The following is a 22,773-nucleotide window of genomic DNA, read 5'->3' as shown; positions in this document are numbered from 1 at the left end:
CGTCCGGCTCCGGGCGCGTGCCCGGAGCCGTCAGGCGTCGAGGCAGGCAGGCCCGAGCAGCACCTTCAGGTCACCGAACAGCCCGGGCGTCGGGTTGACGCGGAGGTCGACGCCGAGCTTCATCACCTCGACCTTGCGCGATCCGTTCAGCCGGATGAGGACCTCACTGGTGCCGGGGTGCGTCCGGAGGACGTCGCCGAGGGCCGTCACGGCCGTCTCCGTCGCCTTGTGCTGCAGCATGGAGATCACCACAGGGCCCGAGTGCCCCTCACTGAGGTCCGGGACGGTCAGTTCCTGGGCGTTGAGCATCACGGCGCCGTCGTCGCGGCGCTGCAGGCGTCCACGCACCACCACGATCAGGTCCTCCGCGAGGACCGCCGAGATGGGGCCGTAGACCTGCCCGAAGAACATGACCTCCATGGAACCGGAGAGGTCCTCGACCTCGGCCCGCGCGTAGGCGTTGCCGCTGTTCTTCGCGATCCGCCGCTGCAGGGAGGTGATCATGCCGGCGATCGTGACGATCGCGCCGTCGGCCGGGCCCTCCTCGCTGATGATCGACGGGATGGACGAGTCCGCGTGCTGGCCGAGGATGCCCTCGAGCCCTTGCAGCGGGTGGTCCGAGACGTAGAGGCCGAGCATGTCGCGTTCGAAGGACAGCTTGTCCTTCTTGTCCCACTCGGGCAGGTCGGGCACGTCGACGGACAGCGCGCTGACGCCGACGCCGTCGGGGCCGTCGTCGAACGCGCTGAAGAGGTCGAACTGGTTCGCGGCCTCGTTGCGCTTGAGGACGATCACGCTGTCCACCGCTTCCTCGTGGATCATCGCGAGGGCACGGCGGGGATGCCGGAGCGAGTCGAACGCGCCGGCCTTGATGAGCGATTCGATGGTGCGCTTGTTGCAGACGACGGCGGGTACCTTCTGCAGGAAGTCGCTGAACGAGGTGAATGCCCCCTTCTCCTCGCGCGCTCCCACCATGGCACCGACGACGTTCGCGCCCACGTTGCGGATGGCGCCCATGCCGAAGCGGATGTCCTTGCCGACCGGGGTGAAGTTGACACTCGACTCGTTGACGTCCGGCGGCAGCACCGTGATGCCCATGCGGCGGCACTCGTTGAGGTAGATGGCGAGCTTGTCCTTGTCGTCGCCGACGCTGGTGAGCAGGGCCGCCATGTACTCGGCGGGGTAGTGCGCCTTGAGGTACGCCGTCCAGTAGGACACGAGGCCGTAGGCCGCCGTGTGGGCCTTGTTGAACGCGTAGTCCGAGAAGGACTCGAGCACGGTCCACAGCTTGTCCATCGCGGCCTGCGAGTAGCCGTTGGCCTTCATGCCCGCGAAGAAGTCCGCCTGCTGCTTGTCCAGCTCGGACTTCTTCTTCTTGCCCATGGCGCGGCGCAGCATGTCGGCCTGGCCGAGCGTGAAGTTCGCCAGCTTCTGCGCGGCGCTCATCACCTGCTCCTGGTACACGATCAGGCCGTACGTCCCGCCGAGGATCTCCTCGAGGGGCCCCTCGAGCTCGGGGTGGATGGGCTCGATGTCCTGCAGGCCGTTCTTGCGCAGGGCGTAGTTGGTGTGCGAGTTCACGCCCATGGGACCCGGCCGGTACAGGGCCAGGACGGCCGAGATGTCCTCGAAGTTGTCGGGGCGCATGAGCTTCAGGAGGGACCGCATGGGGCCGCCGTCGAGCTGGAAGACGCCCAGGGTGTCGCCGCGCGCCAGGAGCTCGTAGGACGCCTTGTCGTCGAGTTCCAGGTCCTCCAGGACGAGGTCGGTGTCCTTGTTGGCCTTGATGTTCTCGACGGCGTCCGTGATGATCGTCAGGTTCCTCAGGCCGAGGAAGTCCATCTTGATCAGCCCGAGACCCTCGCACGTGGGGTAGTCGAACTGCGTGATGATCTGGCCGTCCTGCTCACGGCGCATGATCGGGATGATGTCGATCAGCGGGTCCGAGGACATGATGACGCCGGCCGCGTGCACGCCCCACTGGCGCTTCAGCCCCTCGAGGCCCAGCGCCGTCTCGAACACCTTCTCGGAGTCGGCGTCGGTCTTCAGCAGTTCGCGCAGCTCCTCGGCCTCGGAGTAGCGCTTGGCGTTCTTGTTGTGCACGTCGGCGAGGGCGAGTCCCTTGCCCATGACGTCCGGCGGCATGGCCTTCGTGAGCCGCTCCCCGGTGGAGAACGGGTAGCCCATGACGCGGGAGGAGTCCTTGAGCGCCTGCTTGGCCTTGATGGTGCCGTAGGTGACGATCATGGCCACGCGCTCGTCGCCGTACTTCTCCGTCACGTACCGGATGACCTCCGAGCGGCGGCGATCATCGAAGTCGACGTCGAAGTCGGGCATGGACACACGCTCGGGGTTGAGGAACCGCTCGAAGATGAGGCCATGCTTGAGCGGGTCGAGGTCGGTGATGCGCATGGCGTAGGCCACCATGGAGCCCGCACCCGAGCCGCGGCCCGGACCGACACGGATGCCGTTGTTCTTCGCCCAGTTGATGAAGTCGGCCACCACGAGGAAGTAGCCGGGGAAGCCCATCTGGGTGATGACGCCGACCTCGAACTCCGCCTGCTTGCGGACGTCGTCCGGCACGCCCGCGGGGTAGCGGTACTGCAGGCCCGTCTCGACCTCCTTGACGAACCAGGACTGCTCGTTCTCCCCCTCCGGGACCGGGAAGCGCGGCATGTAGTTCGCCTTGGTGTTGAACTCCACGTCGCACCGCTCGGCGATGAGCAGGGTGTTGTCGCAGGCCTCGGGGTAGTCACGGAAGATGGCCCGCATCTCCGCCGGCGACTTCAGGTAGAACTCGTCGGCGTCGAACTTGAAGCGCTTCGGGTCGGCGAGGGTGGACCCGGACTGCACGCAGAGCAGCGCGGCATGCGCCTTCGAGTCCTCGGCGTGCGTGTAGTGCAGGTCGTTCGTGGCGACGAGCGGCAGGCCGAGTTCCTTCGCGAGCCGGATGAGGTCCGCCTTGACGTTGCGCTCGATGTCGAGCCCGTGGTCCATGAGTTCGCAGAAGTAGTTCTCGGCCCCGAAGATGTCGCGGAAGTCCGACGCCGCCTGCCGCGCCTCGTCGTACAGGCCGAGCCGCAGCTTGGTCTGCACCTCACCCGACGGGCAGCCGGTGGTCGCGATCAGGCCCTTGCCGTAGGTCTGCAGCAGGTCGCGGTCCATGCGGGGCTTGTACAGGTAGCCCTCGAGGGAGGCGAGCGAGGACATCCGGAAGAGGTTGTGCATGCCCTCGGTGGTCTCCGACCACAGGGTCATGTGCGTGTAGGCACCGGCACCGGAGACGTCGTCGCGCCCGCCACCGCCCCACTGCACGCGCGTGCGGTCGTTCCGGGCGGTCCCCGGGGTCAGGTAGGCCTCGACGCCGATGATCGGCTTGATCCCCGCGCTGGTGGCCTTGCTCCAGAAGTCGAAGGCACCGAACACGAACCCGTGGTCCGTGGTCGCCAGGGCCTTCATCCCGAGTTCCTCGGTGTGGCTGAAGAGGTCCGTCAGCCGGGCCGCGCCGTCGAGCATCGAGTACTCGGTGTGGTTGTGGAGATGGACGAACGAGTCGGTCGATGCAGGAGTAGCCACCTGCCAAGTCTAGTGCTCCCCTACCTGACGGACGGCCGCCGGGAGCATCGACCGAGGTCGCTCCGGCGTGTCCGACGCGCCCCGGCGTGGCCTGTCAGACGAGTCCGGTGGAGAGGGCCGTGACCGCGTAGGCCAGGTCCACGGGGTAGGGGCTCGTGACGCTCACGGGCTCGCCCGTCCGAGGATGCGCGAAGCCCAGGCGGTGCGCGTGGAGCCACTGCCGGGTGAGGCCGAGCTCCGCGGCGAGCCGGGGGTCCGCCCCGTAGGTGAGGTCCCCGGCGCAGGGGTGGCGCAGCGCGGAGAAATGCACGCGGATCTGGTGCGTCCGGCCGGTCTCGAGGTGCACCTCCACGAGGCTCGCCCGGCCGAAGGCCTCCAGCACCTCGTAGTGCGTCACGGAGTCCCGGCCGCCCTCCATGACGGCGAAGCGCCACTCGTGGTGCGGGTGTCGCCCGATCGGCGCGTCGATGGTGCCCTTGAGCGGCTCGGGCAGCCCCTGCACCACCGCGTGGTACACCTTGTCGACCGTCCGCTCCTTGAAGGCGCGCTTGAGCGCCGTGTAGGCGGGTTCGGTCTTGGCGACGACCATCGCCCCCGACGTGCCGACGTCGAGCCGGTGGACGATCCCGACGCGCTCCGGCGCGCCCGACGTCGAGATGCGGTAGCCGGCCGCCGCGAGGGCGCCGACGACGGTGGGGCCGACCCAGCCCGGCGACGGGTGGGCGGCGACCCCCACGGGCTTGTCGACGACGACGAAGTCCTCGTCGTCGAGCAGGATCCCCATGCCGTCGACGGCCTCGGGGATGATGCGGTGCCTGTCCCCGGGGTCCGGCACGTCGACGTCGAGCCGGTCCCCGGCGTGGACGCGGTCCGATTTGGCCAGCGTCACCCCGCCGCGCAGGACGCGGCCGTCGGCGCACCACTGTGCCACCGCCGATCGTGAGACCTCGAGCAGGCGGGCGACGGCCGCGTCGACGCGGCTCCCCGCGTCGGTGTCGGGGACGGTGAGCTGCCGGTGGTCAGCGGTCATCGTCGCCCTGGTCCCCGGCCGTCCGGGCGTCGTCGCCCGGCGTGCCCGGCTTGTCGTCGGTGGTCCGCCGGCCGTCCATGCCGATGCCGCGCAGGGTCAGGATGCAGATGAGCACCACCCCGCTGACGACGGCCGAGTCGGCGATGTTGAAGATCGCGAAGTTGGGCAGGGCGATGAAGTCCACCACGTGGCCCTGGCCGAAGGACGGTTCCCGGAGGAGCCGGTCGGTGAGGTTGCCGAGGGCGCCGCCGAGGACGAGGCCGAGCGCCACGGCCCAGCCCCAGGACGCGACCTTCCGTACCTGCAGCACGATGGCGACGGCGACGACGACCATGACGATGGTGAACACCCAGGTGTAGTCGGTGCCGATGGAGAACGCCGCTCCCGGGTTCCGGATGAAGCGCCAGTGGAGCAGCGGGGGCAGGACGGGGGTGACCTGCCCCTCGGTCATCGTCGCGACGACCCACCACTTCGTGAGCTGGTCGAGGGTGTAGGCCACGAGGGTGCACAGCAGCATCACCGCGCCGTACTGCAGGGGGATCCTCCGGGCGTGGGCGGGGTCTCCGGGAGGAGCGGGATCGGCTGGCTGGTGCTCGTTCACGGTGCGTCCAAGGTCTACTCGCTGGTGTCCGCCGCGGTGCGCGGCGGCTGGAACGGCGGAAGGGCCGGCCGCCGGGGATCGCCCCCCGGCCACCGGCCCTCCCGCTGGCGGCCCGTACCGGGCCGGACGACCTGCTAGGACGCCGTGGCGTCGGCCGCGAGCGACCCGCGGGCGTCCAGGTCGCGGAGCTGACCCTCGATGTAGGCCTTCAGGCGGGCACGGTAGTCGCTCTCGAAGCCGCGGAGCTGCTCCACCTTGCTCTCGAGGACGGACTTCTGCTGCTCGAGGTCCCCGAGGGTCTTGCGGCTCTTCTCCTGGGCGTCGTTGACGAGGCCGCTGGCTTCGATCTGCGCCTCGGCGATGATCTTGTCGCGCTGCTCCACACCGGCGTTGACGTACTCGTCGTGCAGGCGCTGGGCCATGGCGAGCACGCCCGCGGCGGACTCGGCGGATCCGCCGGCGGCAGGAGTGGCGGGGGCGGCAGGGGCCGGCGTGGGCTCCTCGACGTCCGCAACCGTCGCCGGGGCCTTCTCCGCTGCGGCGTCGGCGTCGGCGTCCTCGGTGTGCGTGCTGGCGGCGACCGGGGCCGGGACCGTCGTGGCCTGGGACGTGTCGGCCGAGCCGTCGCCGAGCTTGCGGCGCAGTTCCTCGTTCTCGGAGTTCAGGCGGCGGAGCTCGACGACGATCTCGTCGAGGAAGTCGTCCACCTCATCCTGGTCGTAGCCCTCGCGGAACTTGGTCGGCTGGAACCTCTTGTTGACAACGTCTTCTGGCGTCAAAGCCATCTGGTCACCTCATACTGATAGAAGCCGCCCCCCTGGAGGCGGGCATGGCTGCGGTACCGAATTGTGGACATGAACACGGGACTCACGTCGAACTGTGAATCAGCGTATATCTTCTGGAACTGCATCACGAAACGGACTCGGACGCTAGGTGGCGAGCCCCGCGGACACGGACATCAGGATCAGCACCACGATGAAGAGCACCAGGAACGCGAGGTCGAGCTGCACCCCGCCCAGGCGGAGCGGCGGGATCAGCCGGCGGAGCCCCTTGATGGGCGGGTCCGTCACGGAGTACACGCCCGAGGCGAGCACCAGGGCGAGCTTCTGGGGACGCCAGTCCCGCGCGAAGCCCTGCACGGCGTCGTAGATGATCCGCAGGATCAGGGCGAGCTGGAACAGCATCAGTACCAGGTAGATCAGGGCGAATACCAAACTCACGGAGCAGTTCCAGTCCTTCGGGCCATCGGAGGGTCGGCGACCGTGACGGCCGCGACGGTCAGCTCTGGTTGAAGAAGCTGGTCTGCGCCTCGCTCGCCTTCAGGTCCTCGCCGAGGACTTCAATATACGACGGCGACAGCAGGAACACCTTATTGGTGACCCGCTCGATGCTGCCGTGCAGGCCGAAGACGAGGCCCGCCGAGAAATCGACGAGCCGCTTCGCGTCGGCCTCGCCCATGTCGGTGACGTTCATGATCACGGGGATGCCGTCCCGGAAGCTCTCGCCGATGAGCTTGGCGTCGTTGTAGGAGCGCGGGTGGATGGTGGTGATCTGGCGCAGCGCGGCGGAGTCCTCGCGCGACGACGGCGCGCGCTTGATGGGCGTCACGGGCGCGCGGTACTCCTCGGCGGGGGCGACCCGGGTCGCCACGGGGGCGGGCTCGAGGTGGCGTTCGTCGCGGTCGTAGTCCACTGAATAATCCTCGTTCCTGCTGGGCGCGCTTTTCGTTTCGGGCTCGTAGTGCTCATCACCATCGGCGAGCCCAAGGTAGATCATCGTCTTGCGCAGTGCGCCAGCCATGGTGACTCCTGTTCTGAGTGAGTGGATTGGTGGGGTCCGGAGCCGTGCCGTATGCGTCACGCCCGGCTGCATGTCGTGCCGCCCGTTGTCGCTTCAGACGCTACCCCACGGCCGGACGGGGACCGAGTACATCAGAACCGATCCGGAGGTGTGTCGCGCCGGCCGCGACGGCCGCTTCGAGATCCCCGCTCATCCCGGCGGAGACGGCCGACGCGGAGGGGTCCACCGCGCGTACCGCCTCGCTGATCCGCAGGAGCCGACCGAACGCCTCCGCGGGGTCCGCCCCGAGCGGCGCGACGCCCATGACGCCGGCGAGCCGCAGTCCCGCGGTCGCGCTGACGGCCCGCGCCAGGTCGACTGCATCGGCCGGGAGCGCACCGCCGCGATCGGCCGTCCGGCTCCCCGTCCCGGCCGGAGGACCGGCCGGAGGATTGCCAGGGGCATCGGCGGCGTGCTGGTCCACGGGCTGGTGGCGGGCGTCGAGGGTGAACTGCAAAAAGCACTCGAGGTCGGGGCGGTCGGGCAGGCCCTCGGCCGCGCGTCTCCCCTGTTCCGCGGCCATCGCCTTCGCGAGTGCTCCGACGAGTGCCGGGCGGTCCACCGAGTGCACGCTGTGGGCGTAGCGGACGACAGACTTCGCCTTATTGGTCTGCAGCTGTCCGATGAAGTGCCAGCGCAGGTCGAGGTCCCCGAGATCGGCTGCCTTCGCTGCGGCCTCCTGGTCCCGGTTCTCCCCCACGTCGCCCACCCCGAGACCCGCGAGGATCCGCACGTCGGCGGCGGGGAAGAACTTGGTGACCACGATCAGCTCCGGCGCGGTCCGCCCGGCAGCGGCCGCGGCCGCTGCGATCCGGGCACGGACCGCGGCGAGCCGGTCCGCGAGGTCGCGGGCGCGGACGCCGTCGTGCTCCGCGGCTCCCCCGGCGGGACTCACGTGCGCCAGACCAGGCCGGCGATGCGGCCCGCCCCGGGTGCACGGCGATGGGAGAACAGTGCTGGGTTCTCCAGCGTGCAGGCCGGGCCGGCTCCGGCCACGTGCCCGACGCCGACACCGGCGTCCCCGAGCTGACGGCGGACCGCGGCGGGCAGGTCGAGGGCGGCAGTGCCGGCGCGGGTCCTCGATGCCGCCTCGGGCAGGGCTGCTGCCACGGACCGCATCAGGTCCTCCGGGACCTCGTAGCAGGATCCACAGACGGACGGGCCGATCCACGCGGTGAGGTCTCGTGCGCCGGACCGGCGGAGCGTCCGCGCGGCGTGGGCGACGATCCCGTTGGCGACGCCCGCGCGGCCTGCGTGGACGACAGCCGTCGCACCCGTGCCGCCCTCGGTGACCGACGCGTCGGCGAGCACGATCGGCACGCAGTCGGCCACCAGGACGGCGAGCGGATGGGTGCCGGTGCGCGAGACCATGGCGTCGGCGTGCGGCGCCGGGGAGGCGCCGGTCCCGTGCCCGCTGCCGGCACTGCCGTCGACGATCGCGACGCGGTCGGAGTGGGTCTGGCTCATGAAGCGCAGGGCTCCCGCGGCGACACCCATCGAGTCCTCGAGCCGGCGCCGGTTCTCGTGCACACCCTCGGCGTCATCCCCGACGTGGAGGGCGAGGTTGCCTGCCGCCGCGGAGGTGAAGGCGACCCGGAGCCCCGGACGGACCTCGGCGTTCCAGTAGAACGGGGAGGCCGGTCCGGGACCCGCGGCAGAGTACACCGACTACTTCAGGAAGTCGGGTACGTCGAGGTCGTCCGAGCGGCCGGCGGAGAGGTCCGGCTCCACGATCGCGGGGAGGTCCACGTCGAAGCCCGAATCGGCGGGCACGGCCTGGACGTTCTGCGCGCGCTGCTGCGACCATGCGCCGAGGCCGGCGGTGGCGGGCATGCGCTGGTCGCCGCCGACGCTCGGGGCGACGGCGGGGCGGCTGGCGGGAGCCGCCGCTGCAGCGGGCTGCGAGGTGGCGTCCACCTGGTCGAACCCGGCTGCGATGACCGTCACGCGCGCCTCGTCGCCCAGGGCGTCGTCGATCACGGCGCCGAAGATGATGTTGGCCTCCGGGTGCGCGACCTCCTGCACGAGGCGCGCGGCCTCGTTGATCTCGAACAGACCGAGGTCGGAGCCGCCCTGGATCGAGAGCAGCACGCCGTGCGCGCCGTCGATGGATGCCTCGAGGAGCGGCGACGCGATGGCCAGTTCCGCAGCCTTCACGGCCCGGTCCTCACCGCGTGCGGAGCCGATGCCCATGAGCGCCGAGCCGGCGCCCTGCATCACGGACTTCACGTCGGCGAAGTCGAGGTTGATCAGGCCCGGCGTGGTGATGAGGTCGGTGATGCCCTGGACACCGGAGAGCAGCACCTGGTCCGCCGAACGGAACGCGTCGAGCATCGAGACGTTGCGGTCGCTGATGGACAGCAGCCGGTCGTTCGGGATGACGATGAGGGTGTCGACCTCCTCGCGGAGGGTGTCGATGCCGCTCTCGGCCTGGTTGGAGCGGCGGCGTCCCTCGAAGGTGAAGGGGCGGGTGACCACGCCGATGGTCAGGGCGCCGAGGGAGCGCGCGATGCGCGCGACGACGGGGGCGCCACCGGTACCGGTGCCGCCTCCCTCGCCGGCGGTCACGAAGACCATGTCGGCTCCGCGCAGGACTTCCTCGATCTCCTCGGAGTGGTCCTCCGCGGCGCGCCGGCCGACCTCGGGGTCCGCTCCTGCGCCGAGGCCGCGGGTGAGCTCGCGCCCGACGTCGAGCTTGACGTCCGCGTCGCTCATGAGCAGCGCCTGGGCATCCGTGTTGATGGCGATGAACTCCACGCCGCGGAGCCCGACCTCGATCATCCGGTTGACGGCGTTGACGCCGCCGCCGCCGATGCCGACGACCTTGATGACGGCCAAGTAATTCTGAGGTGCTGCCACGTCCTGTGTCCCTTGTTCGAATCTGTGTGCTGTACGGGGGCTGCCGAGTATTCGGCCGAACCTTCACGAGAAAAAACGTTAACGTTCAGGTTGAGAGTTAACGTTATGTCAGGTAACTTCTATCCTTGACGCTAGGTGCATACGCTGCGCGTTGCAAAGACCGGGCACCGCGTGTCGGCGTGTCGCCCCGTGTTGCCCTCTGCGCCGGTCTCTGATCGCCGGCCGGGATCCCCTCGAAAAGGCCGGTCCCGCGGACGCCGTCCCTCCCCCTGCGGACCCGCATCATCGCGTGACCGGACGGTCGGGTGTGCTGACGTCGAACTCGCGGACGGGCGGGTCGCTCGCCGGCATGGCCAGCATGGCCTCGAGCACCCGGGCCTTCTCGGCGCTGCGCTCCGAGCTGCCCCAGAAGATCCGCTGGTCGCCGGAGAGCGACAGCTGGATGGAGTCCACGCTCGCTGCGGAGGCATTGTTCAGCCGGGACAGCACGCCCACGGGCAGTTCGGCCAGCACGGTGGTGATGGAGGAGAAGACCGCCGAGTTGACCGCGTTGGTCCCGCCGTCGATCAGGGGCAGCTTGACCTGGTCCCGCTGGGCGACACTCGCGAGCTGCCGGCCCTCGGAGTCGATCAGCACGAACTCCCGACCGCTCTGCAGCACGGCGACGGGAACACGCTCGCGCACCGTGACCACGAGTGTGGACGGCGGCTCCGCGGCGATCTGGACGTCCTCGATGGGCGCCTTGTCCGCGAGCAGCCCGCGGACCTGGCCCGGCGAGATCCGCGTCAGCGGGGTGCCCAGCAGCGGACCGAGCGCCGCGTCCACCTCCTGGGTGGGGACCAGCGCGTTGCCCTCGACCACCACGGTCCGCAGGGCGAGGGCCGGCGAGAAGACCACGTAGGCCACCACGCCGCCGAGTACCAGCACCACGGCGGTGACCGCGAGGACGATGTTCCGGACCCGGTGCGACTTCCGTGGCGTCGGGAAGTCCAGGATCTTGCCCGGCGGTGTGCCGCCGCCGCTGCGGTCGAGCTGCGAGACCGTCCCGCCCGCCGTCTGGGGGCCACGCGTGGACGCCGGGGATGATGCGCTGGAGGACGCCGGGGACGCCGGGGTGGACGATGCCGGTGTGGCGGGGCGGGACGCCGCACGGGTTGCCGCCGGTTTCCGCGGCGTCACTCCGGCGCCCCCGCCCGATCGTGTGCCGCGCGCTCCCGGAGCCGGGAGACGAGCTGGGCACCGTACTGCGTGACGTCGCCGGCACCGATGGTGAGGACGATGTCGCCGGGCCGCGCCTGCGCGGTGACCGAGCGTACGGCCTCCTCGGGGTCCTCGACATAGGCGGCGCCGGGCAGGAGGTCCGTGATCGTCCAGCCCCCGATGTCGTCCACGGGGTCCTCACGCGCTGCGTAGACCGGCAGGACGGTGGCGGTGTCCGCGAGCGAGAGCGCCGTCGCGAATCCCGCGGCGAACTCCCGGGTGCGGGAGAACAGGTGCGGCTGGAAGAGCGCGTGCACACGGTGCTCCCCCGCGACGGTCCGTGCTGCCGTGAGGGCGGCCTGCACCTCCGTCGGGTGATGGGCGTAGTCGTCGAACACGCGGACGCCGTCGCCCTCGCCCCGGGCCTCGAAGCGGCGTGCCGCGCCCGAGAACAGCGACAGCGCGGCCGCGGCGACGGCGGGGTCCACGCCGAGCTCGAGCGCCACGGCGAAGGCCGCTGTGGCGTTGAGGATGTTGTGGCGTCCGGGGACGCCGAGCTGCAGTTCCTGCTGGGCGTCCAGGCCGTCGACGGCGAAGGAGAGCACGCTGTTGGTGGTGCTCCCGACGGCCCGCGTGGCGCTGATGCGGAGGTCGGCGGTGTCCGCGTACCCGTAGGTGCGGACCCTGCGCGGCTCGTGCACGCCGGCGGCGAGGGCTGCGGCGCCGGGATCGTCCGCGCAGGCCACGAGCAGCCCGTCCTCGGGCAGCCGCCGGGCGAACTCCCGGAAGGAGGCGTGGACGGCGTCGGCCGTGCCGTAGTGGTCCAGGTGGTCCGCCTCGACGTTGGTGACCACCGCGATCCGTGGGGAGTAGTTGAGGAAGGAGCCGTCGGATTCGTCGGCTTCGGCGACGAAGACGTCGCCGCCGGTCCACGCGGCGTTCACGCCGAGCGCCGCCACGTCGCCACCGATGGCGAAGGACGGCGCGAGGCCGGCTTCGCGGAGCAGGACGGTGATCATCGCCGTCGTCGTGGTCTTGCCGTGGGTGCCGGCCACGGCGACGGCCTGCTGGCCGTGCATGGCCGCGGCGAGGGCCTCGGAGCGGTGCAGGACGGGCAGTCCGCGGCGGCGCGCCTCGGCGAGTTCGGGATTCGTCGGGCGGATCGCCGAGGAGATGACGACGGTGCCGCCGTCGGGGACGGTGTCGGCGGAATGCCCCACGTGGACGTCCGCGCCGAGCGCCGCGAGAGCGCGCAGTCCCTTCGACTCGGCTGCGTCGGAACCGGAGACGCGCACCCCCTGGCCGAGGAGGACGCGCGCGACCGCGGACATGCCGGCGCCGCCCAGGCCGATGAAGTGCACGGGTTCCTGCAGGCCAGCGCCGGATAGCGCTGTCCCCTCGGGGTTTCCGGGCACTGCAGCACGACCGGTTCCGGGACGCCCGGCGTTCATCGGGCGCTCCGGGCCGCGTCGAGGACCAGGTCCGCCATGCGCCGGTCCGCGTCCCGGACGCCCTGGGCGTAGGACGCCGCCGACATGGCGGCCAGGCGTGCCGGATCGGTGACGAGTGCGGGGATGTGCTCGCGGATCCAGGCGGCCGTGAAGTCCGCGTCGTCCACGAGGAGGGCTCCGCCGGAGGCGACGAGTCCCGCTGCGTTGAGCCGCTGCTCGCCGTTGCCGTGCGGCAGCGGCACGAGCACGGCGGGAAGGCCCACGGCGCTCACCTCGCTCACGGTGGCCGCGCCGGCGCGCGCGACCAGGAGGTCGGCGGCGGCGTAGACGCGCTCCATGCCGTCCACGAACTCGATCTGGCGGTAGCCGTCCGCGGCGAGCGGGGCGCCGTCCTGCCCCGTCACCTGCTTGCCGCGCCCGGTGATGTGGAGGATCTGCACGCCGGCCGCTGTGAGGTCGGGGACGGCGGCGGCGACGGCCCTGTTGAGGCTCGCCGCCCCGGAGGACCCGCCCGTCACGATCAGGGTGGGGCGTTCCGGGTCCAGCCCGAGGGACGTCCGCGCGTCGGCGCGGGCGCTCGACCGGTCGAGGTCGGCGATGCTCCGGCGCATGGGCATGCCCACCAGCACCGCGTCGCCGAGGCCGGTGCCGTCGAAGGCGACCGCGACGCGCGCGGCGATCCGGGCGCCCACCCGGTTGGCCATCCCGGGCCGGGCGTTCGCCTCGTGGATGACCACGGGGACGCGGCGCGTCCAGGCCGCGAGGTACACGGGGGTGGAGACGTACCCGCCCACCCCGACGACGACGTCGGCCGCGGAGTCCGCGACGATCGCGCGGGCCTGGCGGACCGCTCGGACGAGACGCACCGGCAGCTTGACGAGGTCGATGGACGGCCGCCGCGGCATGGGCACGCGGTCGATGGTCCGCAGCTCGAACCCGGCGGCCGGGACGAGGCGCGTCTCCATGCCGGCCTCGGTGCCCACGGCGGTGATGCGGGCACCGGGCTGGCGGTCGACGATCGCCCCCGCGATCGCGAGCAGCGGGCTGATGTGGCCCGCCGTGCCGCCGCCCGCGAGGACCACCGACACGGTGCGTTCAGGAGTGGAGGCGGGTGTCATGGAAGTGCGGGTTCTCTTCTCGGGGTGGGGGACGGTGCGGGGGTGTCGGGCATGTGCGGCATCTTGCGGGCGAAGGACAGCAGGACGCCGACCGCCGCGAGCGTGAAGGTGAGGGCCGAACCTCCGTAGGAGATGAAGGGCAGCGGCACGCCGATCACGGGCAGCAGCCCCGTGACCATGCCGATGTTGACGAAGGCCTGCCCGATGAGCCAGACGAGGATCGAACCCATGAGGATCCGCACGAAGGGGTCGCTGTAGCGCAGCGCCACCCGGATGGTGGCCACCGCGAGGATGCCGAACAGGAGGATGACGACGAAGGTGCCGAGGAATCCGAACTCCTCGCCGATGATCGCGAAGATGAAGTCGTTGTGCGCCTCGGGGATCCAGTTCCACTTCTGCCGGCTCTGGCCGATCCCCACGCCGAACCAGCCGCCGGAGGCCATGGCGAACAGGCCGTTGTTGGACTGCAGGCACAGGTCCGCGCCGTCGTCGCAGTTCAGGCCCAGCCACGCGCTGATGCGCCCGCCGCGGTTGGAGCTGGTGGCGACCATCAGCAGGGACCCGGCCAGCGCGGCGAGGCCGGCGAGGCTGAACAGCTTCAGCGGCGCGCCCGCGAAGAAGAGGGCGGCTCCCGCGATCATCATGAGCACCAGGCCGGTCCCGAGGTCCCCGCCGATCAGGACGAGCCCGATGGGCAGGCCGCCGAAGGGCAGGGCCGGGATCATGGCGTGCTTCCAGTCCCGGATGAGGGCCTTCTTGCGTTCGAGCACGGCCGCGAACCAGAGGGCCAGGGCGAGCTTGGTCGGTTCGGACGGCTGGAAGGTCTGGCTCCCGATCCTGATCCAGTTCTTGTTGCCGTTGATCTCGACGCCGATCACGAGCACGAGGATCAGCAGCACGACGGCGATCCCGAGACTGGGCCACGCCAGCCCCTTGTACGCGCGCGGGCCGAGCCGGGAGAGCACCACCATCAGGACGAGTCCCGCGCCGGCCCACATGGCCTGCTTGAGGAAGAGGTCGAAGGTGTCCTTGCCCTCGGAGATGGCCTCCACGGAGGACGCCGAGAGGACCATCATGAGGCCGATGGCCGTGAGGGCGAGCGCCGACCCGAGGATCAGGTAGTAGCTCGACCCGGAGGGCGTGCGGTCCGAGCCCTCCAGGAACGCCCAGCCGCGCCGGAGGCGCGCACGGAGGCCCTTCTCGCGCTGGTCCTCGGGCGCCTCGGGAGCCTCGACGGCCGTCGAGGTGCCCGCCTTGACGGTGTGGGCCTTGGCCGCGGCGCTCGTCGGTCCGGAGCCGCGCCGGGTCCCGGTGGCCGGACCGGCGGGTCTGCCGGGTTCCGTGATGCGCGCAGGACGGACGGAGGGCTTGCGCCCTCCCGGGCGGGTTGGCGTGGTCGCCATCACGACTCCTTCGCGATTGTCCCCTGGCCACCGCGTGCGCCGACGGCGGCCATGAAGGCGGTCCCCCGGTGCGCGTAGGAGGAGAACTGGTCCATCGATGCGGCGGCAGGCGCCATCAGCACGGTGTCGCCGTCCCTGGCGAGGCGTGCTGCTTCGGTGACGGCCCACTGCATCAGGGCCTCGCCGGTCGCCGGGTCGGGTGACCCGCCGTCGTGCCCGTGTCCAGTCTGGGTGCTGGGGTGCAGGGAGACCGGGACATCGGGTGCGTGTCGGGCGAGAGCGCCCTGCAGCGGCGTCGGGTCCGCGCCGAGCAGGACGACGGCGCGGAGTCGCTGCGCGTGGTCCCTGACGAGCGCGTCGTAGGACACGCCCTTCGACAGGCCGCCGGCGATCCACACCACCGACTGGAAGGAGGCGAGGGATGCGGAGGCCGCGTGCGGGTTCGTGGCCTTCGAATCGTTGATCCAGAGCACCCCGTCCTCGTTCGCGACCACCTGGATGCGGTGGTCGCCGGGCTGGAAGGCCCTGATGCCGTCGCGCACCGCGGCGGTCGGGAGGCCGGCTGCCCGGACGAGCGCCGCTGCGGCGAGGGCGTTGGCGACCAGGTGACGCGGCACGACCTCGCCGAGTTCACTGATGGCGGCGAGCTCGGCGGCGGAGTCCTTGCGCTGTTCGATGAAGGCGCGGTCCACGAGGAGGTCCTCGACGACGCCCATCATGCTGATCGACGGCATGCCGGTGGTGAAGCCCACGGCGCGGCAGCCCTCGATGACGTCGGCCTCCTCGACCATGGCCTCGGTCTCGCGCTGCTCCACGTTGTAGATGCACGCGACGCGCGTCCGCTCGTAGACCGATGCTTTGGCGGCGAGGTAGGCCTCGTAGCTGCCGTGCCAGTCCACGTGGTCCTCGGCGACGTTGAGGCAGACGCTCGCCAGCGGCGAGAGGGAATGCGACCAGTGCAGCTGGAAGCTGGACAGTTCCACCGCGAGGAAGTCGTAGCCCTGCGGGTCGCGGATGACGTCGAGGATGGGGGTGCCGACGTTGCCGGCGGCGACCGCGCGCTTGCCGCCGGCCAGGAGCATGGACTCGGTGAGGCCGACGGTGGTGGTCTTGCCGTTGGTCCCGGTGATGGTCAGCCACTCCGCGGTGGGGCGCCCTTCGCGCACGCGGACGCGCCAGGCCAGTTCGACGTCGCCCCAGATCGGTACGCCGGCACCTGCGGCCTCCGCGAGCAGCGGCTGGGTGGGCCGCCAGCCGGGTGAGGTCACCACGAGGTCGGGCATCTCGCCGTCGACGCGTGGGAGTGTCGCGGCGTGCTCCGCCCCGAGCAGGACGTCGCGGGCGCCGACGATCCGCAGGGTGTCCGCCTTCGCCTCGTTCTCCGCCGTGGCGCCGGCGTCCACGACGACGACGACGGCGCCGAGTTCGATCAGCGTGTCCGCGGCGGAGAAGCCGGAGGCGCCGATGCCGGCGACGACGACGCGCAGGCCGGCCCAGTCGGCGTCCCAGGTGGTGAGGTCCTTCAGGCGGGGGGTCTCCCAGCCGGGGGTGTGTCCGTCTGCCGCGCTCATCCGACGACCCATTCCGCGTAGAAGATCCCGAGGGCACCGGCGACGAAGAGCCCGGCGAGGATCCAGAACCGGACCACCACCGTGACCTCCTGCCAGCCCTTGAGCTCGAAGTGGTGCTGCAGGGGCGCCATCTTGAAGACGCGCTTGCCGCCGGACAGCTTGAAGTAGCCGACCTGGATGATGACGGACAGCGTGATCATCACGAACAGTCCGGCCAGGATCACGAGGAGCAGTTCGGTGCGGGAGAGGATCGCGAATCCGGCGATCGCCCCACCGATGGCCAGGGACCCGGTGTCGCCCATGAAGATCTTCGCGGGTGAGGTGTTCCACCACAGGAAGCCCACGAGCGCGCCGCTCATCGCGCCGGCGATCAGCGCCAGGTCCAGGGGGTCCCGGACCTCGTAGCAGACGCCGCCTGCGCCCGGGGAACCGCAGCTCTGGTTGCTCTGCCAGATGCCGATCAGCATGTAGGCGCCGAACACGAGGATGGAGGCGCCCGCGGCGAGCCCGTCCAGGCCGTCGGCGAGATTCACGCCGTTGCTGGCGCCGGTGATGATGAGGTTGGACCAGATGACGAAGAGGATGGCCCCGAGGACCGTCCCGGCGAACGCGAGGTCGATCGGCGTGTCACGGATGAAGGAGATGGCGGTCGACGCCGGCGTCCTCCCCTCCCCGTTCGGGAACTGGAGTGCCAGGACGGCGAAGACCACGCCGACGGCGGTCTGCCCTGCGATCTTCGCCGGGGCGCTCAGGCCGAGGCTGCGCTGCTTAGAGATCTTGATGTAGTCGTCGGCGAACCCGACGAGTCCCATGCCCGCGGCCAGGAAGAGCAGCAGCAGGCCCGAGGCGCTGGGGCCGCCCGACGGGGATCCGGCCGCCATCATGACCAGGTGCGTCAGGAAGTAGGCCAGCAGCACCGAACCGACGATCACGGCGCCCCCCATGGTGGGGGTCCCGCGCTTGGTGTGGTGGGCTGTGGGCCCGTCGTCGCGGATGAACTGGCCGTAGCCCTTGTTCACGAGGAGGCGGATGAACAGGGGTGTGCCGGCGAAGGCGAAGACGAGGGCGGAGGCCGAGCCTATGAGGAGTGCGATCACGGCTGCTGGGCCTTTCCGGAGGCGGCAGGTCCGCTGCCGGCCTCAGAGTCTGCGGAGGGGGGACCCGGACGGCCGACGGGTGCGTCGGCCGGGGTTCCCGCCGGCTGGTTGCCGGCGATGCGATCGCCGAGGAAACGCAGTCCCGCGCCGTTGGAGGACTTGAAGAGCACGATGTCGCCCGGTTCGAGCTCGGCCGCGAGCATCCGCTCCGCGGCGAGGGCGTCGTCGACGTGCACGGCTTCGCTCCCCCACGAGCCCTCCAGCACCGCGCCGTTGAACAGCGCGCGGGTGTTCGGTCCCACGCAGATGAGCTTGGAGATGTTCAGCCGGACCACCACGCGGCCGAGGAGGTCGTGCTCCTCGATGGAGCGGTCCCCCAGCTCGAGCATCTCGCCGAGGACCGCCCAGGTGCGCCGGTGCCGGGCGCGTCCGAGTTCCGCGAGGGTCCGCAGTGCGGCCCGCATGGACTCGGGGTTGGCGTTGTAGGCGTCATTGATGACCGTCACGCCGTCGGCGCGTTCGGTGCGCTCCATCCGCCAGCGGCTCGAGGCCGCCAGCGTGCGCAGTCCCGCGGCGATGCTCGCGGGGGCGCAACCCACCTCGTAGGCGGCCGTGGCCGCCGCGAGCAGGTTGGTGGTGTGGTGGAGGCCGAGCAGCGGGGACACGACGTCGTACTCGCTGCCGTCTGGGAAGACCAGCGTGAAGGAGGGGCTGCCGTCCGGCGTGGTCGTGCTGTTGCGTGCACGCACCACGTCCGAGCCCTCCGCGGCGAAGTCGTCCGAGGCGCTGAAGAACGCCGTTCGGGCGGAGGTCCGGTGCCGCATCGCGAGGACGCGTTCGTCGTCGGCGTTGATGACCGCGGTGCCGGCCGTGGACAGCGCCTCGAACAGTTCGCCCTTGGCCCGGGCGATGTTCTCGACGCCGCCGAACTCGCCGGCGTGGGCGGAACCGACCCCGAGGACGACGCCGACGTCCGGCTGGACGAGGGAGGCGAGGTAGGCGATGTGGCCGGGCTTGGTGGCGCCCATCTCGATGACGAGGTACCGCGTGTCCCAGTCCGCCTCGAACACGGTGAGGGGCACGCCGACCTCCCCGTTGTAGGAGCCGCGGGGGGCGACGGTGGGTGCCTGCGTGGCGAGGATGCCGGCCAGGAGGTCCTTGGTGGTGGTCTTGCCGGCCGAGCCCGTGATGCCGATGACGGTCACCTCGCCATGGGCGCGGAGCCGGCGGACGGTCTCGGCGGCCAGTGCGCCCATGGCGAGGACGGCGTCGGGGACGACGACGGCCGCGAACGGGGCACCGTCCGGTCCGGCGACCTCGTGCTCGGCCAGCGCGAGGACGGCGCCCCGCTCGAACGCGGCGCCGACGAACAGGTGCCCGTCGGACTCCTCGCCCGGCTTGGCGACGAAGAGGGACCCGGGGACGCATTCGCGTGAATCGGTGGCTGCGGAGGTGACGGTGACGGCGGGGAGGGCCGGATCGGTGCCGACGAGGATTCCGCCTGTGAGTGCCGCGATCTCGGCTGCGCTGAATTCAATCATGACGGTTCAGGACTCTATCCCGGCCGGTGAAAGCCCAGAGAATCCGTGCCTTGTCAACGCGGAGCGGAGCTCCACGCGGTCGTCGAGGGACAGGTTGATGCCCTTCACTTCCTGCCAGACCTCGTGTCCGCGGCCCGCGATGACGATGGTGTCGGCAGGGCGCGCCAGGGCGACGGCGCGGTCGATCGCGTCGGCCCGCGGGAAGACCTCGAGCACCTCGCAGGCCAGTCCCTCGTCGCGGACCGCCGCGTCGGCCCCCTGGCGGACGGCACGGCGGATGACGGCGTCGTCCTCGTCGTGGGGGTCGTCGTCGGTCACGATGAGGATGTCCGACAGGCGTGCGCCCACGGCTCCCATGATGGGCCGCTTGGTCTCGTCGCGCTGCCCGGTCGCACCGAACACGGAGATCACCCGGCCCCCGGGGCGACGGACCGAAGCCAGTGTGCGCTCGAGGGCGTCGGGGTTGTGGGCGAAGTCGACGATCGCCGCGGGTTCCTCGCCGATGAGCTGCATGCGGCCGGGGACCTCGGTGGTGAAGGGGTCGGAGGCGTCGAGCACCCGCTGGACGTCCGCCGCGGGCACCCCGGAGGCGAGGACCATGCCGGTCGCGAGGGCCGCGTTGGAGATGTTGAACGTGCCCGGCAGGCCGCTCCGGATCCGGAGGTGGTCCCCTGTGCGGCCGCGGAGCACGAACGTGTGGCCGAGGCCGCTGGGCTCGACGTCGGTGACCGTCCAGTCGGCCGGTGTGTCGCCGGCAGCCTGCGCGGGTGCGGTGCGGACCGTCAGTACGGGGACGTCGGCGGCGTCGGCGAGCCTGCGCCCCCAGTCGTCGTCGACCAGCACCACGGCACGGCGGCAGCGCGCGGCTGTGAAGAGCGTCGCCTTGACCGCGAAGTAGTCGTCCATCGTGCCGTGGAGGTCGAGGTGGTCCTGGGTGAGGTTCGTGAACCCGGCGACGTCGAAGCGGACGCCGTCCACCCGCCCGAACTCGAGGGCGTGGGAGGAGACCTCCATGGAGGCCGCCCCGAGGCCGCGCTCGCGCATGAGCGCCAGGAGCGAGTGCACCTGGGGCGATTCGGGTGTGGTGAGGGCGCTCGGGATGGCCTCGCGTCCGGCCCTGATCTCGATGGTGCCGATCAGTCCCGTGGAGTGCCCGAGCGCCTCGAGGAGGGCGTTGAGGAAGTAGGTGGACGTGGTCTTCCCGTTCGTCCCCGTGATCCCGAACAGGGTCGGCGACGCGCCGTCGTCGGGCTGGCTGTCGAAGATCACCCGGGCGAGGGGGCCCACCGCACGCCGGGGGTCGGGGACGACGACGACGGGCGGCAGGTCCGGGCCTGCCGCCGCTGCGTGGTCGGCCAGGATGCCCGCCCCCGCGGCGTCGGTGAGGATCGCGCGTGCGCCGGCCTGCACGGCCTGCGGGGCGAAGTCGGCGCCGTGCCGTGCCGCTCCGGGCAGGGCGGCGTAGACGTCGCCGGGGAGCACGGCCCGGGAGTCGAGGGTGATGCCCGTGACGGTGGGGAGTCCCGGCGGGATGGACGGACCGGCCGGCGCTCCGATGGCGGCGAGCGCCGCGGAGAGGCTGATCGGGTGGGGGGCATGCGGCCGCATCAGGGAAGCGGGACTCCCCTGCGGCGTGGTCGGGTGCACGGTGCTCTGGCCTCCGGGTCAGTATTCGACCGGGTAGATGTCCGGCTTGGTCGTCGAGGCGGGGACGTTGTTGGAGTTGAGGACCTGCTTCATGACCTTCTGGAAGGACAGGCCGGGAATCAGGTAGTAGAGGTCGCCCTTGGGTCGCTGGAGCGTCACGACGACGACGTACTTCGGGTCCTCGATCGGCGCGATCCCGGCGTAGGACAGAGTGTAGCCGTCGTACCCGCCGGTCGCGCTGGGGGCCTCGGCCGTCCCGGTCTTCGATCCCACGCGGTACTGGTCGAGCTCCCCGGACTTGCCCGAGCCCTCCTGCGTGACCGTCTCGAGCATCTTCCGCATCTTCGCGGCGGTGTCCTCGGAGACGACCTTGGTGCCCTCGTCCTGGGGCACCTTGTGCTCCGTGCCGTCCGGGTCGATGTACGCGTCGATCAGGCGCGGCTGGAGACGGACGCCGTCGTTGGCGATGGTCTGGTAGACCATCGCGGTGTGGAGGGCCGTCTGGGTGAGTCCCTGCCCGAAGAGGACGGTGTACTGCTGGCGCTCGTCCCAGGAGTCGGGGGCGGTCAGCAGGCCCTGGTTCTCCTCGCCGAGGCCGGTGCCGAGCGGCTCGCCGATCCCGAACTTCTTCAGCCAGTCGTAGCGTTCCTGCTTCGTGAGCTTCTGGCCGATCTGGACGGTCCCCGTGTTCATCGACTTGGCGAGGATGCCTGCCGCGGTCCGGTGCTCCGTCTCGTGCTCGGAGGCGTCCTTGAAGGTCTGGTCGTCGACCGTGTACCGGTTCTCGAGGACGAACTTCGAGGTGGGCTCGATGAGTCCCTCCTCCAGCGCCGCCGACATGGTGATGACCTTGGTCGTGGAGCCGGGCTCGAAGGACGCGCTGACGGAGTTCGGGCTGCGCTGGTCGGCGGGCGTCGCCTCGGGGTCGTTCGGGTCGAGGGTCGTCGATTCCGCCATCGCGCGGATGGCGCCCGTCTTCGCCTCGACGACGACGATGTTGCCCCACTCGGCGTTGTAGTCCTTCACCTGCGAGGCGATGGTCTGCTGCGCGAACCACTGCAGGTCCTGGTCGATCGTCAGCCGCACGCTCTGCCCGTCGACGGCCGGCACGTCCTCGTTCGTGGCGTAGGGGATGCGGATGCCGTCGCCGCCGATCTCGAAGGTGCGGCTGCCCGCGTCCCCGGTCAGCTGGTCGTCGAGGGAGACCTCGAGGCCCGACCGCGCCTTGCCGTCGGTCCCCACGTAGCCGATGATCGATCCTGCGACCGGCCCGGCCGGGTACGTGCGGACGCTCGTCTCGTCGGCGTAGACGCCGGGGACCTTGACGGCCAGCGCCCGGTTCTTCACGTCCGGCGTCACGGATTTCAGGACGTAGTTGAAGGTCTTGTCCCCCAGCACGGAGCCCCTGAGGGTCTCCTCGTCGAGGCCGAGGACGGCTGCGAGTTCGGCGAGTCCCTGGTCCATGGGGATGATCTCCCATTCCTCCAGGTCCTCGTTGTAGCGCCGGAAGTCGTCGACGGCGCTCAGCCGCTGGTCCACCACGATGTCGTAGCGCTCGACGCTCCGGGCGAAGTACTTGCCGTTCATGTCGACGATCGAGCCGCGGACGGGCTGCACGGCCGTGCTGGTGAGCCGCTTGGACAGCCCGACCTGCGCCATGCCGTTGAGGTCGAGTGCCTGGAGCTGGAACAGCCGCACGCCGAGGACCATCAGCAGCACCAGGACGAACGCCAGGCCGACGCGGAGCCGGGTGGACCCGAGCGCCAGGCGGAGGCTGTCGGGGCTGCCGGTGCGTGCAGGGGTCACGGAGGAATCCTTGTCGATCAGGTGCGTGCTGTGC

The 22,773-nt window shown here is 70.8% G+C and carries 18 protein-coding genes; all 18 read right to left on the bottom strand.

Annotated elements, in window-relative coordinates; translation table 11 throughout:
* Positions 1-30: 30 nt before the first annotated feature.
* Positions 31-3,576, bottom strand: a complete 3,546-nt coding sequence (gene dnaE, locus QFZ50_RS04155) for a DNA polymerase III subunit alpha (RefSeq protein ID WP_307082182.1) — start codon at positions 3,574-3,576, stop codon at positions 31-33.
* A 94-nt stretch (positions 3,577-3,670) separates the two neighbouring features.
* Complete coding sequence (locus QFZ50_RS04150) at positions 3,671-4,606, bottom strand: RluA family pseudouridine synthase (RefSeq protein WP_307082180.1); 936 nt, start codon at positions 4,604-4,606, stop codon at positions 3,671-3,673.
* Complete coding sequence (gene lspA, locus QFZ50_RS04145; RefSeq protein ID WP_307086660.1) at positions 4,596-5,147, bottom strand: signal peptidase II; 552 nt, start codon at positions 5,145-5,147, stop codon at positions 4,596-4,598. Before lspA ends, QFZ50_RS04150 begins: the two co-directional genes overlap by 11 nt.
* Before the next feature lie 194 nt (positions 5,148-5,341).
* Positions 5,342-5,992 carry a DivIVA domain-containing protein gene (locus QFZ50_RS04140; protein WP_307082172.1) on the bottom strand — a complete coding sequence of 217 codons (651 nt, stop codon included), beginning with the start codon at positions 5,990-5,992 and terminating at the stop codon, positions 5,342-5,344.
* Positions 5,993-6,136: 144 nt separating this feature from the next.
* Complete coding sequence (locus QFZ50_RS04135; RefSeq protein ID WP_307082169.1) at positions 6,137-6,427, bottom strand: YggT family protein; 291 nt, start codon at positions 6,425-6,427, stop codon at positions 6,137-6,139.
* 58 nt (positions 6,428-6,485) lie between these two features.
* Positions 6,486-7,007: a cell division protein SepF gene (locus tag QFZ50_RS04130; protein WP_307082166.1), complete on the bottom strand. Its 522-nt coding sequence runs from the start codon at positions 7,005-7,007 to the stop codon at positions 6,486-6,488.
* 100 nt (positions 7,008-7,107) lie between these two features.
* Positions 7,108-7,941 carry a YggS family pyridoxal phosphate enzyme gene (locus QFZ50_RS04125; protein WP_307082165.1) on the bottom strand — a complete coding sequence of 278 codons (834 nt, stop codon included), beginning with the start codon at positions 7,939-7,941 and terminating at the stop codon, positions 7,108-7,110.
* Positions 7,938-8,711: a polyphenol oxidase family protein gene (locus QFZ50_RS04120; protein ID WP_307082163.1), complete on the bottom strand. Its 774-nt coding sequence runs from the start codon at positions 8,709-8,711 to the stop codon at positions 7,938-7,940. Before QFZ50_RS04120 ends, QFZ50_RS04125 begins: the two co-directional genes overlap by 4 nt.
* 3 nt (positions 8,712-8,714) lie before the next feature.
* Positions 8,715-9,905: a cell division protein FtsZ gene (gene ftsZ, locus QFZ50_RS04115; protein ID WP_307082161.1), complete on the bottom strand. Its 1,191-nt coding sequence runs from the start codon at positions 9,903-9,905 to the stop codon at positions 8,715-8,717.
* A 282-nt stretch (positions 9,906-10,187) separates the two neighbouring features.
* Positions 10,188-11,084, bottom strand: a complete 897-nt coding sequence (locus tag QFZ50_RS04110; RefSeq protein ID WP_307082159.1) for a cell division protein FtsQ/DivIB — start codon at positions 11,082-11,084, stop codon at positions 10,188-10,190.
* A complete protein-coding gene (gene murC / locus QFZ50_RS04105) occupies positions 11,081-12,436 on the bottom strand; it encodes a UDP-N-acetylmuramate--L-alanine ligase (RefSeq protein WP_307086658.1) in 1,356 nt (451 codons plus the stop codon). The genes QFZ50_RS04110 and murC overlap by 4 nt, the downstream gene beginning before the upstream one ends.
* A gap of 116 nt (positions 12,437-12,552) precedes the next feature.
* Entirely contained in the window at positions 12,553-13,674 is a 1,122-nt protein-coding gene (murG, locus tag QFZ50_RS04100) for an undecaprenyldiphospho-muramoylpentapeptide beta-N-acetylglucosaminyltransferase (RefSeq protein WP_307082157.1), read from the bottom strand.
* Positions 13,671-15,077 carry a putative lipid II flippase FtsW gene (gene ftsW, locus QFZ50_RS04095; RefSeq protein ID WP_307082154.1) on the bottom strand — a complete coding sequence of 469 codons (1,407 nt, stop codon included), beginning with the start codon at positions 15,075-15,077 and terminating at the stop codon, positions 13,671-13,673. Before ftsW ends, murG begins: the two co-directional genes overlap by 4 nt.
* Positions 15,077-16,648, bottom strand: a complete 1,572-nt coding sequence (murD, locus tag QFZ50_RS04090; RefSeq protein WP_307082152.1) for a UDP-N-acetylmuramoyl-L-alanine--D-glutamate ligase — start codon at positions 16,646-16,648, stop codon at positions 15,077-15,079. The genes ftsW and murD overlap by 1 nt, the downstream gene beginning before the upstream one ends.
* A complete protein-coding gene (gene mraY / locus QFZ50_RS04085) occupies positions 16,645-17,745 on the bottom strand; it encodes a phospho-N-acetylmuramoyl-pentapeptide-transferase (protein WP_307082150.1) in 1,101 nt (366 codons plus the stop codon). Before mraY ends, murD begins: the two co-directional genes overlap by 4 nt.
* Positions 17,742-19,286, bottom strand: a complete 1,545-nt coding sequence (locus tag QFZ50_RS04080; RefSeq protein WP_307082148.1) for a UDP-N-acetylmuramoyl-tripeptide--D-alanyl-D-alanine ligase — start codon at positions 19,284-19,286, stop codon at positions 17,742-17,744. The genes mraY and QFZ50_RS04080 overlap by 4 nt, the downstream gene beginning before the upstream one ends.
* A gap of 6 nt (positions 19,287-19,292) precedes the next feature.
* Positions 19,293-20,894: a UDP-N-acetylmuramoyl-L-alanyl-D-glutamate--2,6-diaminopimelate ligase gene (locus QFZ50_RS04075; RefSeq protein ID WP_307082146.1), complete on the bottom strand. Its 1,602-nt coding sequence runs from the start codon at positions 20,892-20,894 to the stop codon at positions 19,293-19,295.
* A gap of 57 nt (positions 20,895-20,951) precedes the next feature.
* A complete protein-coding gene (locus QFZ50_RS04070; RefSeq protein ID WP_307082145.1) occupies positions 20,952-22,739 on the bottom strand; it encodes a peptidoglycan D,D-transpeptidase FtsI family protein in 1,788 nt (595 codons plus the stop codon).
* Positions 22,740-22,773: the final 34 nt, after the last annotated feature.

The organism is Arthrobacter agilis (assembly GCF_030816075.1).
Taxonomy (GTDB): Bacteria; Actinomycetota; Actinomycetes; order Actinomycetales; family Micrococcaceae; genus Arthrobacter_D; species Arthrobacter_D agilis_E.
The sequence above is the reverse complement of the archived record's forward strand: the minus strand, read 5'-3'. Positions and strand labels throughout refer to the sequence as shown.

Excerpts from the sequence above, each read along its gene's own strand:
- QFZ50_RS04150 (WP_307082180.1), bottom strand. The coding sequence starts at position 4,606 with ATGACCGCTGACCACCGGCAGCTCACCGTCCCCGACACCGACGCGGGG.
- QFZ50_RS04140 (WP_307082172.1), bottom strand. The coding sequence starts at position 5,992 with ATGGCTTTGACGCCAGAAGACGTTGTCAACAAGAGGTTCCAGCCGACC.
- QFZ50_RS04130 (WP_307082166.1), bottom strand. The coding sequence starts at position 7,007 with ATGGCTGGCGCACTGCGCAAGACGATGATCTACCTTGGGCTCGCCGAT.
- murC (WP_307086658.1), bottom strand. The coding sequence starts at position 12,436 with ATGTCCGCGGTCGCGCGCGTCCTCCTCGGCCAGGGGGTGCGCGTCTCC.
- murG (WP_307082157.1), bottom strand. The coding sequence starts at position 13,674 with ATGACACCCGCCTCCACTCCTGAACGCACCGTGTCGGTGGTCCTCGCG.
- ftsW (WP_307082154.1), bottom strand. The coding sequence starts at position 15,077 with ATGGCGACCACGCCAACCCGCCCGGGAGGGCGCAAGCCCTCCGTCCGT.
- murD (WP_307082152.1), bottom strand. The coding sequence starts at position 16,648 with ATGAGCGCGGCAGACGGACACACCCCCGGCTGGGAGACCCCCCGCCTG.
- QFZ50_RS04080 (WP_307082148.1), bottom strand. The coding sequence starts at position 19,286 with ATGATTGAATTCAGCGCAGCCGAGATCGCGGCACTCACAGGCGGAATC.
- QFZ50_RS04075 (WP_307082146.1), bottom strand. The coding sequence starts at position 20,894 with ATGCGGCCGCATGCCCCCCACCCGATCAGCCTCTCCGCGGCGCTCGCC.